Annotated in this window: 8 protein-coding genes and 3 pseudogenes; 2 read left to right on the top strand and 9 right to left on the bottom strand. The window is 59.3% G+C overall.

Annotated elements, in window-relative coordinates; translation table 11 throughout:
* Positions 1-6: 6 nt before the first annotated feature.
* The 5 genes and pseudogenes from AACY42_RS28770 to AACY42_RS21560 all read right to left on the bottom strand — a co-directional run bounded on the left by AACY42_RS28770 (position 7) and on the right by AACY42_RS21560 (position 5,749).
* Positions 7-864 (bottom strand): sensor histidine kinase, encoded by an 858-nt coding sequence (locus tag AACY42_RS28770; protein ID WP_445261755.1) that lies wholly within the window; start codon positions 862-864, stop codon positions 7-9.
* A pseudogene (locus tag AACY42_RS28775) lies at positions 864-1,359 on the bottom strand (response regulator transcription factor); the annotation flags it as partial. The pseudogene AACY42_RS28775 and the gene AACY42_RS28770, both read right to left, overlap by 1 nt.
* A gap of 51 nt (positions 1,360-1,410) precedes the next feature.
* Positions 1,411-3,723, bottom strand: a pseudogene (locus tag AACY42_RS28780) (sensor histidine kinase); the annotation flags it as partial.
* Between the two features lie 31 nt (positions 3,724-3,754).
* The gene (locus tag AACY42_RS21555) at positions 3,755-4,927 is read right to left on the bottom strand and encodes an ABC transporter substrate-binding protein (RefSeq protein ID WP_339482156.1); all 1,173 of its coding nucleotides are present in this window, start codon (positions 4,925-4,927) and stop codon (positions 3,755-3,757) included.
* A gap of 210 nt (positions 4,928-5,137) precedes the next feature.
* On the bottom strand, positions 5,138-5,749 hold the full coding sequence (locus AACY42_RS21560) for a LysE family translocator (protein ID WP_339482157.1): 612 nt from the start codon (positions 5,747-5,749) through the stop codon (positions 5,138-5,140).
* Positions 5,750-5,847: 98 nt separating this feature from the next.
* Between AACY42_RS21560 and AACY42_RS21565 the strand changes: the two genes are divergently transcribed.
* Positions 5,848-6,300, top strand: a complete 453-nt coding sequence (locus tag AACY42_RS21565) for an Lrp/AsnC family transcriptional regulator (protein ID WP_339482158.1) — start codon at positions 5,848-5,850, stop codon at positions 6,298-6,300.
* Between the two features lie 38 nt (positions 6,301-6,338).
* On the opposite strand, the pseudogene AACY42_RS28785 reads toward AACY42_RS21565, so the two are convergent.
* From AACY42_RS28785 to AACY42_RS21585, 4 genes and pseudogenes are all read right to left on the bottom strand, one after another.
* Positions 6,339-6,745 (bottom strand): annotated as a pseudogene (locus AACY42_RS28785) (LysE family transporter).
* A 565-nt stretch (positions 6,746-7,310) separates the two neighbouring features.
* Positions 7,311-7,796: an AAA family ATPase gene (locus AACY42_RS21575; RefSeq protein ID WP_339482160.1), complete on the bottom strand. Its 486-nt coding sequence runs from the start codon at positions 7,794-7,796 to the stop codon at positions 7,311-7,313.
* Between the two features lie 84 nt (positions 7,797-7,880).
* On the bottom strand, positions 7,881-8,705 hold the full coding sequence (locus AACY42_RS21580; RefSeq protein WP_339482168.1) for an EAL domain-containing protein: 825 nt from the start codon (positions 8,703-8,705) through the stop codon (positions 7,881-7,883).
* Positions 8,706-9,049: 344 nt separating this feature from the next.
* On the bottom strand, positions 9,050-9,433 hold the full coding sequence (locus tag AACY42_RS21585; RefSeq protein ID WP_339482161.1) for a hypothetical protein: 384 nt from the start codon (positions 9,431-9,433) through the stop codon (positions 9,050-9,052).
* Between the two features lie 134 nt (positions 9,434-9,567).
* Here AACY42_RS21585 and icmH point away from each other — a divergent pair, with 134 nt between their 5' ends.
* A complete protein-coding gene (gene icmH / locus AACY42_RS21590; RefSeq protein WP_339482169.1) occupies positions 9,568-9,933 on the top strand; it encodes a type IVB secretion system protein IcmH/DotU in 366 nt (121 codons plus the stop codon).
* Positions 9,934-10,014 lie beyond the last annotated feature (81 nt).

Raw genomic sequence — 10,014 nt, forward strand, 5'->3', positions numbered from 1 at the left:
TGTTCATCATTTACTCAGCGGAGCATCAAGGGGAATATCGAGGATAAAGGTTGCGCCCTGTCCTGCCCCGTCGCTGCGCACGCTCAAGCTGCCCTCCATTTCCTGTGCGGCCAGCGCGCAACTGTGCAGGCCGAAACCGTGACCGTCTTTGCGCGTCGTGAAGCCATGGGAAAAGACGCGCCCCATGTGCTCAGGCGCAATCCCATTGCCGTTGTCGGCCACCGTGATACGCAATATTGACCCGTCAGCGAGAGACGCGCCGAACGTCACGCATCGGCTGCGATCGATCACGCCGTCCAACGCCTGCTTGGCATTGTTGATCAGGTTCACCAGAATCAGCAGCATCCGGTGCCGGTCCAGCGGCAGCAGGGGCAAATCGGCAATGTCCTTGACCACCGTCACCTCCTCGCGCGCCAGTAATCCAGCACTCATGCGCAAGGCATCGTCGATCAACTCTGCGACCGGCACTGTCTCAACAATACTGACGGCGACGGCATAGGACTGCTGGGCAGCGACAATGGTTTTGATGTGGTCAATGCCCTTGGTGAGCTGTTCGAGTTCTTCGATGATGCCCTGCTGCTCTTGCGCCACCACTTTCGCCAGCTTAAGCAGGTAGTCGGGCAGCATCTTTCCCTTGTAGTCTTTGGTGAGAAAATCGCTCAGGTCATGGACGTGATCGTTCATCATTTGCGCCACCTTGCCCAGCCCCTGGGCTTTGGAGGTGCGCATCTGGCTGCTGACCAGTTCTGCCGATACGTTCACGCTGTTGAGGACGTTGCCGACGTTATGCAACACAGTCGTGGCGATTTCGGCCATACCCGCTTGACGGGATTTTACATTCAGTTCAGTTTGCACCCGGCTCATGCGCAGCGCCGCGCGTACGCGTGCCTTGAGTTCCAGCGGCGAGAAGGGTTTGGCGATATAGTCGTCGGCGCCACTCTCCAGCCCGGAGACGCAGGCCTCGCTACCGCCGCGGGCGGTCACCAGGATCACGGGCAAATGGGCAAAACCGGCGCTGGCTTTGATTCTGGCGGTCAGGCCGAAGCCGTCGAGCTTCGGCATCATCACATCCGAGACGACAACATCGATGGGCCGACGCTGCAGGAGTGCCCAGGCCTGCTCTCCATCAGTTGCGGTGGCGACGCTGTAGTCGTCGCGCAACAGCTCGCGGAGATAGCCAAGCATTTCCGGGCTGTCATCTACCACGAGCACTTTGGATCGCAAAGCGTGTTCCGAGTGCTGCTCGTCCGCGTCGTCCATCGGCGCCCGGTCATTGCGACTGCCAAGGCGACCGTCGTCGAAACGCAGGTGGCGCTGCTCGGTTGTGCTTGCTGTGCTCGGTGACGATCGCTCGTGCATATTGCTGACTTCGGTCGGTACAGTGTTTTGCTCAGTCCCCAGCGCAAGTCGAACAAAGAAGCACGAACCCCGTCCGGGCTCGCTGTTGACGCCGACTTCGCCCTCCATCAGTTCGACCAGATCCTTGACCAGGGCAAGGCCGATGCCGGTGCCGCTGTAATGGCGCGTGGCGGAATTATCGATCTGGGAAAATCGCTGGAACAGCAGCGGCAGTTTGTCAGGCGCAATGCCAATCCCCGAGTCTTGCACCGCGAGCTCGAATCGCTCGCCATCAATCGCGGTCACTGCCAGGTGCACGGTGCCGCCAGCGGGCGTGAACTTGATGGCATTGCTCACTAGGTTGAGGAGAATCTTCTCGAAATGTCGGGGGTCCAGGAACACCGTACCAAGCGTGGGATCGATGCTGCAGGTCAAGGTGCAGCCTTTGCCCTCGGCGACCATGGCGGCATCCTCGGCCAACACACCCACCGTCTTGTTCAAGTCAACTGGCATCGGACACAACTCGAACTTGCCCGCTTCGGCCTTGGAGAAATCGAGGATGTCGTTCACCCGGTTCATCAGGCGCAGCGCGTTGCGTTGAGCCCGATCGACTTGCACATGCCAGTCCGCAGGCGGGATGGTCGCCGCCGAGAGTTGCTCCAGGGGAGCGAGAATCAGGGTCAGGGGGGTGCGCAGTTCGTGGCTGACCGTGGCCACGAAATCGCTCTTTGCCTGGTTAGCAGTCTCGGCCTGGTTGCGCGCCTGAATGAGTTCGACGGCCTGCGCCTCCAGCACTTCGGTCTGGTGATGCAGCGTGTCGGTCCGCTCGGCGACCATTCTCTCCAAAGAGGCCTGGACTTGCTGTCGTTCGGCTTCGGCCTCGGCCTCCAGCACCCGGAGGCGCTGGGCATTCTCCTGGAACACCCGTACGGCGCGGGTCATGATGCCAATCTCGTCGCCGCGTTCGGCGCTGGCGATCTCGGCGTTCAGGTCGCCGGCCGCAAGCCGGCGCATGGCCGAGGCCAGCGCCACGATGGGCTGGGCGATGAATCGCGACGTGCTCCAGGCGATGGCGCCGGCCAACAGGATTGCGACGCTACCCGCAAGTATCGTCGCAAGCATGCCGCGATCATTGTGGACCAAGGCGTCGGCGCGCGCCTGGCCAGCGAAACGCGCCACCAACAGACCGGCGCTCCGTGCCTCGTTGCGAACCTGGTCGCGCGCGCCGATCAAGGCGCTGCTCGCCTGATGGAACCTGGCGAATGCCGCCCGGTAGCCGGCAACCTGATCGGTGACAGTCAGGGGTGTGACCTTGGCTTGCAACCCCACGGACGACGGGAGAACACGAGAGAGACGGGTAAGCTCGTCCAGGATGCCGCCGACCGAGCCGGCGACCTCGGCCGAGGGTGACAGGCGAAACAACAGGGTCTGCGCCTCCAGGGTGGCAACACGCTCGGCAAAACGCTTGGACAACGCGGCGGCATTGTGCAGCAAACCGGTTGCAGCCTGAATGTCGCTTGCGTCATGGACAACCTGCCCGTCCACTTCAGCCAGCATTGCCTCGAGGCGCTCGACCACATCCCCGACGGTGACGAGCTGCCGCAAAGCCTCGTCTCCCCGGAGCTTGGGCGCCTCGCCAAGGTGCTCGACCGCCAGGCTGACCGCCGCGACCGCCGTCGCCAACTGGCCCACGTTCTCTCGCTCCTGCGGCGCCGTCATCAACTCGCGCAATTGCTCGACCACGGGCGGGAGTGCCGCGCTGGCGTTCCGCGCCGCGATGGCGGCCGCCCCATTACCGGTCACCAGCATCTTGGCCACATTGGCGATGATGATCCGTTCGCCGTTGCGCAGGATATCCAGAATGCGATGAGCACTTTCGATGTTGCTCTCCCGCGCCTCGTGCTCAGCGGCGCGGACATCAACCCCCTTCAGCCCATCGGCGATGCCCTGTTCGACGAGGATCGTCGCCTCTCGCATCCGGCTGTAATGGGATGTCATGTTCTCCGTTTCACCATCCATGGTCAGGGTCGCCACCCGCAAGGCAGCGATCGCCGCGGCGAGCCTTTCCAGGCTGCCCTTGAGCGATTGCGCTTCTGCCACCGCAATGGTGGTGAGGCCGGCGATAGCCGTCGCCACCATGCCTTCGGCCTGGGACAGACTTTCCTGGTCGCGGGTGGCGATGAAGTTTTCCACCCGCCCCGTGGCGCCGTTGACCGAGGCCAGAATTTCCGCGGAATGGCTGGCGGAATCCACCGCACGCACCATGCCTCGCAGGCCATAGAGGTTCACCAGCGATACCACCAGCATCAGGAACACGAGTGCGGCGACCGCCAGGCCAATCCTGACGGCAATGGGCCTGTCCGTGGAGGGTTTGAATGTCAACATGGTGCCTCGCCTCCTCGCTCCACGCCTGCCACTACGGCTTCGTCACCTCCGGCAAAGGCGTCGGCGACGCCGTATTGCTGGCGGCCGCGTCGATCATCGCCGCAACGGAAGCCTGGCTGTAGAGAGGATTGGCAGCGCCGCCCACCGGCATCGTGGCGAGCCAGGTGTCCAGGTCTTTCGAATCGATACGCACCAGCGGCACTTCGACGAACGTCGGCACCTGCTTGCCCGCCAGAATCTGCTGGGCCACCCAGAAACCCACCTGGGAGACGCTCGGGGAAGCGGAGACAGAGACCGTCTCGTAGCCATTGGCATCGCGCTCCTGTTTCCACAGGGCGAGTTCGTCCTGACGGTTCCCCATCACGATGATTGGCAAAGGGCGTCCCGCCGCCTTGAAGGCCATGGCCGCGCCATAACCGTCGCCGCCCTGAGTCGCGACGGCATCAATGCTGGGCAGCGACGGCAGCGCCAGGGCCACCTCCTTGCGTGCGACAGAAGCCGTCCAGCTCCCGTATACCGTCTTGGCGAACTTCAGGTCCGGATAGTCGCTGGCGGCCTTGCGAATGCCGTCGCTGATGTTCTTATCGGTGGCATCACCGGCAATGCCGCGGATCTCCAGCAGCGTCCCGTTCCCCTTGAGGCGTTCGGCGATATAGTCCATTTCCACGCGGCCCATAGCGGACCAGTTGTAGTCGACGGTATAGACGCAGGGTTCGGTGACCAGGCTGGCCATGACGACCACCACGATGCCGGCGTTGCAAGCATCGCGGATCACCCCGTTGAGGGCCGTGTCGGACGCGGCCAGGATGACGAGGGCGTTGACGCCCTGAACGATCATCTGCTGGATATGGGCCGCTTGTTCCGACGCCGAGTTATTGGCGCTGACCACCGGCGCCTCGCGGATCAAGCCATCCCTTTGCGCCTGGACCGCAATCTCCTGCCAGTTGCGCACCATTACCTTGCGAAAATCGCTGCCCGCGTAGGAGTTGCTGAAGGCAATGCTATAGCTTGCGGTAGGGCCGCTGGCGATGCCGCCGTCGACAGCGTGGGCTGGATTGACAGCAACCAGCGCCAGCCCGGTCGCGCAGCCGGCCAAGCGCCAGAAGATTTTTTGGGTGATCGAAATACGCCGATGGACACGCGCTACCAGACTGCGTATTCGACCATTCAAATAATGGAACCGGACATTAAGAACCAGACACATACAGACTCCTTTCCTTGGTGGGCGACAAGTGAAACCAGTACATTGCCTGCAGTGGCAATGAGCATAGTCTCAACGTGCCCGCTTCGCGCGGCCATGGAAGGATTTCACCAGCTGAGCGATACACAAGGTCACATCGGCTACGACACCTGGGTGGGAGGCGTGGTATCTGAACGCATGCCTACACATTGCGCACAAGCCCATCCGCTACGGTTATGAAAGGGCCAACCGCAGAATCGCAGGCATCGTAGTCAGTATCAAAATGATGGACATAGAGACGTTGAAGGCTAACGAATAGCTGGGGCGCGTTAGCACCTGGCGTAATGCAGCCCCACCCACTGCCCAGATTCCCACGCATAGCATCGACAGAGCCGCCAATAGAGCACCTGCTATGCATAGGTTCAGGACATGGTTTTCGACGGGTATATACGTTGCAGATGCGCTAATTGAAAGCGCCCACGCTTTCGGATTTATCCACTGAAATGCCGCACCCGCTAATAGCCCCATTGGAGGCCGGCTGTCTTGACCGATTTCCAGCGGGCCGCTGGTTGCAATTTTCCAGGCCAGCCAAAGAATATAGCCTGCGCCGACAACGCCAAGCGCTGTATGAAAACCTGGCGCCGCGTCAAATAGGGTACCTAGCCCCAGTCCAAGCAGCACGAACTGCAAGCTGACTCCAAGGGCGATACCACTGACCAAGGGCATCGTTCGCATCACGCCAACCTTCGCACCTGAAACCAGCACCATGGCGTTATTAGGGCCCGGTGTACCGGTCATTACTATGGCAAAAATCATGAATGGAATGAGGAGCGTGAGATCGGTCATGAAAAGGGTAAGCCTGGTTGGGAAGTGCGGAAATCTTATAGCGCCGCGCACGCACAATGGTTGCATAATGACGAACAAATTCAGGACAAACACAACTAATGACCGAACTCGATCAAATTGACAGGAGGATATTGCGCGAGCTTTCGCGAGACGCTCGCCAGACCAATTTGAAGCTGGCCGAACGAGTCGGGCTGTCTCCCTCCGCCTGCCTGAGAAGGGTTCAAGAACTAGAGCGATCTGGGGTCATCACAGGCTATAGAGCAGTCATCGATAGATCTCGCCTGGGAGCAGGGTTTGTGGCCTACGTGACCGTAGGCCTCTCCAACCACACGAAGGACACCCTTCGGGCTTTTGAAAAAGCGATCTGCGCCTGTCCGGATGTGGTTGAGTTTCACACTGTCACCGGGACGTTTGAGTATCTGCTGCGTGTCGAGCTGGCGGATATGAAGGCTTACAAGACATTCCACAGTGAGGTCTTGGGTACGCAGCCGCATGTTTCGTCGATTACGAGCTACATCGTAATGGACACACCAAAGAACGACCGTGCCTAAGCTTGGAGACCGCGGGCGGCCATACATAGAGCGTCGGCTCAAGCCGGATTGGAAACAGCCAACTTGAGCCCAAACGCGACAAAAACACCGCCCGTGAGCCGGTCAAGGGCCTTCAGGGCCGCCGGGCGCTTCAGGAAATTGCTCAGCGGCACCGTCGCCGCTATCAGAATGCCGAACCAGGCCAGCGTCAACAGCACGTGTAACACCGCAAGGAAGAAGGAGTAACGGCCACGCTCGCGCCACTCGGGACAAACTGGGGGAGGAGCGTGATGTAGAAGACACCTAACACCAGACACCCAAGCCCAATACCGATAGAGGCCATCGCCGCCGAACGTCGTCCCACAGTCGCTGTAGCGCGAAGCACTATGACTGTGTCCACGCCGGGGGTAACCGTGAGCACTGACGCAGCAGCGATGAAGGCAAGCAGCAGGGATAAGTCGCTCATTTGGATTTCCATGGCAGTCGGCAGCCGTACGGCTATTCACTCTCATTAGCGACTTCGGAATGTCTGGTTCTACTCAGCCTAGGCCAGACATCAGTTGCTCAGTACCGTGCATAGGGGAAAGCCTTAACCCGCCCTCCAAATCGATAGTCCCTGCTCTTTTCTTTAGGTCTCTCCATATCCCTTGCCTCCTCCCGGATCTTGGTCAGCGTGATGAGAACCTGACGCCGCCCCTCCAGCCTGCGTCATAACGTAGTCGACGGTTAACAGGATTGATCGCCTTCGACATGAGGAACTTGCATGCAAGGTGAACCCGACTTTCAGCGCCCTGTTTAAATTCAATGACCTACGGCGGGCGGTGATGCCAACCTGCCTGTACATTTTTTGAGCGCCCGTTAAAACGCTCTGCCTACCTGGCATCGGCGTGGTTATCCACAGACATACTCACGGATTTCTTGGATAACTGGATGGGATCAGAGGCGCTCCTGTCGTAGTGACCCCACGGATTCGATGCCCCGTATTTTGCGAGCTGCAAGCCCGCCTTTAATGCCCCGATATTTTCAACGGATCACGTTCGGTGTATGACAATATCTAGCCCTTCCGCTTGGTCTGGTGCACGAAAGTAGCTCGTGATCAGGTCGAATTCAGCATCAGTGGCTGCGAAATCATGCTCGGCACGCGCATTTCTGTGGTGCAGCCTTTGACGGCAGATGTCATCTTCCACTTCGATGTAGTGAACACGGTGAGGGACTTTCGCAGCGTCAGCCAGGCTGCGTAGCCAATGACGATCTGCTGGGGTGTTGGCAGGACAATCGAGAACCACCGAAGTCCCCGTCGAGAGCATATCGATGACCAGCGGCCCCAGGACATCCCGGATCCGGTGCGCATGCAGGATGTAGTCCGCTACCGATTTGATCTGATCAGGGTAAAGCTTTGAAAGCCAGTGATCTTCGCTCAACAAAATGGCTGAATGCTCAGCCTTTAACGATCGGGCCAGCGTGGATTTTCCCGAAGCAATCTTACCGCACAAGAGGTGGAGTACAGGCGTGGGCATGGGACGTGTCCTTAATGTCGAGGCCCGATAATGGCCCATCGAATATCATGGACACAATGCGGTGAATGGCAGATGGGCAACGGACTAGCAGTGTTCACACCCATCAGGAGACATGATGAAGGGCTTGGATACATCCCCCCAGTCAAAGCATCCAGCCGGGAGATGACCGACCTCGGGCCTTGCATACAAATATCCCTGCATCAGCTCGATCCCCATGCCTAGAAGCGTCGAGCTTTCTTCACGGGTCTCGACACCTTCGGCGATGACCAGGATATTCAAGCGCCTGGCAACCAGGATGATGCCTTCGACGATTGCTTGTTTGACCGAGTCTCGATCGATACCTCGGGTCAGTGCCATGTCAATCTTCAGCACCTGCGGCTGGAACATGGCCAGCAGGTTGAGGCCCGAATAGCCCGCGCCAAAATCGTCGACGGCGGTAATGAAACCCTGGCGCTCATACTCCACGAAAATCGATTTGAGGTGCTCAGGGTCTACCACCTTCTCGCCTTCGGTCACTTCGAACATGAGCCTTTCTGGCGGGAAATGGGTCAGGCGCGCCGTTTCCAGGGTGGCCCGGATACACGTCTCTGGCCGGTATACGGCGTTAGGCAGGAAATTAATGCTCAGCAAGCAATCGGGAATGTCCAGCAGGCCCAGCCTTGCGGCTTCCTCGATAGCTTTCACCCGGCAAGCCTGGTCGAATCGATAGCGATTGCTGTCGTTCACGAGCCCTAGGATGTGGCCAGCCGACTCGCCATTGACGCCTCTGACCAACGCCTCATAAGCAAACGCAGCGCGTGTCCGGACGTTGAAAATAGGTTGGAAGGCCATGGTGAAATCAAACCCCAACGCCTCATGGTTGCGGCATTCGGCGCAGCCAAGCGATTGGAACGGAGGGCGTTTCGTCATGATCAATATTCCGTGGCGGTCGTGATACATTCCTGCGGTTACAAGGAACTGTAGCCGACACCATCTGAGTCGGCGCGGGCCGAAGTTTCTGAAGCGCTCTCGGCCCCCAACGCTCATCCTGGGCGGTACGGAATGCTTATCGAACTGTGTTGGGGGGGATGATCTCAACACTCGCGCTCATGCCTGCCGCCCGTTCAACGCCGGTGGCACCCTATCGATAGGGATACGAACCGGGAGCCGCTGCGCAAGACGCGCCCAGGTAAATGTCGCCGCCACATTTGGCAGGCCGAGATGACCTGGCGAATCGTTAACGTTCTCTATACCGCGACCGATGCGCCCGTTTTTCAAGTCGTCTTCCTCGCCCATGAAGGAGGCGGCCTTGGGAGGGCGGCGGCGCGCAAACGTCGTGCAACCGGATCGGAGCGACTCAACCGCTGCAAGGCCACCGCATGCAACGACGCCGCGGGAGCTAGCACACCATCCGTCTCCCACACCCAGCGCAAAATGTCGTAAACGCTCTGCTCGGCCCAATCCATAAGAGGCAGCACGAGATCGGACGAGATCGCCAAGAGAAGTTCCCGACGCGCCGGATCAATCGGCAGACTCAGGAGAAACGTATCGTCGCCGCGGTCGGTCTGCATGCCGGGCAAGGCAAAGTAATGAAAGTCCGGATCGGTGGCACGCACCAATTCGCCAAAAGCTGAAACCGAGAGGTCAAAAAGCGACAAGATTGTTGGCGCCGACTCCGAATTGACCCAGTTACCGAGATGTCACTGACCCAGCCTGATTCCTCGCGAACCAATACTGTGTTGGATTTGTGCGGATTTGAAGATGGGTCAGTCTTGCATCGGCACGTGGAGCTATTCGGCATCGGCGTCAACACCCGGAGCAATACCGCGACGTGCTGCTGCTCATGTACCTGTGCTTGTGCCTGGGTTTCAAGGGCCAGTACAGCGTGCAAACCCAGGGCGACAAGGTCTTGCAGCAGTTGATCAGCCGATTGCAGGGCGTGATCGGCACGCTGCACGACCCGGTGCCTGCGCAGTTGACCCGCCCGCTGGACAATGTTGCGCCGCGCCACTACCAGATGAACCGGCAATGGCCGTGGTGGACGCCTTGGGCGGCAGCCGGGGCGATTTGCCTGGGGGCCTATGGATTCTTTGCCATACGCCTGAACACCATGACCCAGCAAGTCATGCAATCGCTGGAAGCCATCTTGTTACGTTGAGAGCTGTACACCAATTCGCTGTTTTCCGTAATCCCCAGACATTATTAATTCAGCCAAAACTTGCCTAAAAAACAATAAAGC

Origin of the sequence: Pseudomonas sp. RL_5y_Pfl2_73, from assembly GCF_963970515.1 — a bacterium.
In the GTDB taxonomy this organism is placed as follows: domain Bacteria; phylum Pseudomonadota; class Gammaproteobacteria; order Pseudomonadales; family Pseudomonadaceae; genus Aquipseudomonas.

Excerpts from the sequence above, each read along its gene's own strand:
- AACY42_RS28770 (WP_445261755.1), bottom strand. The coding sequence starts at position 864 with ATGAGCCGGGTGCAAACTGAACTGAATGTAAAATCCCGTCAAGCGGGT.
- AACY42_RS21555 (WP_339482156.1), bottom strand. The coding sequence starts at position 4,927 with ATGTGTCTGGTTCTTAATGTCCGGTTCCATTATTTGAATGGTCGAATA.
- AACY42_RS21560 (WP_339482157.1), bottom strand. The coding sequence starts at position 5,749 with ATGACCGATCTCACGCTCCTCATTCCATTCATGATTTTTGCCATAGTA.
- AACY42_RS21565 (WP_339482158.1), top strand. The coding sequence starts at position 5,848 with ATGACCGAACTCGATCAAATTGACAGGAGGATATTGCGCGAGCTTTCG.
- AACY42_RS21575 (WP_339482160.1), bottom strand. The coding sequence starts at position 7,796 with ATGCCCACGCCTGTACTCCACCTCTTGTGCGGTAAGATTGCTTCGGGA.
- AACY42_RS21580 (WP_339482168.1), bottom strand. The coding sequence starts at position 8,705 with ATGACGAAACGCCCTCCGTTCCAATCGCTTGGCTGCGCCGAATGCCGC.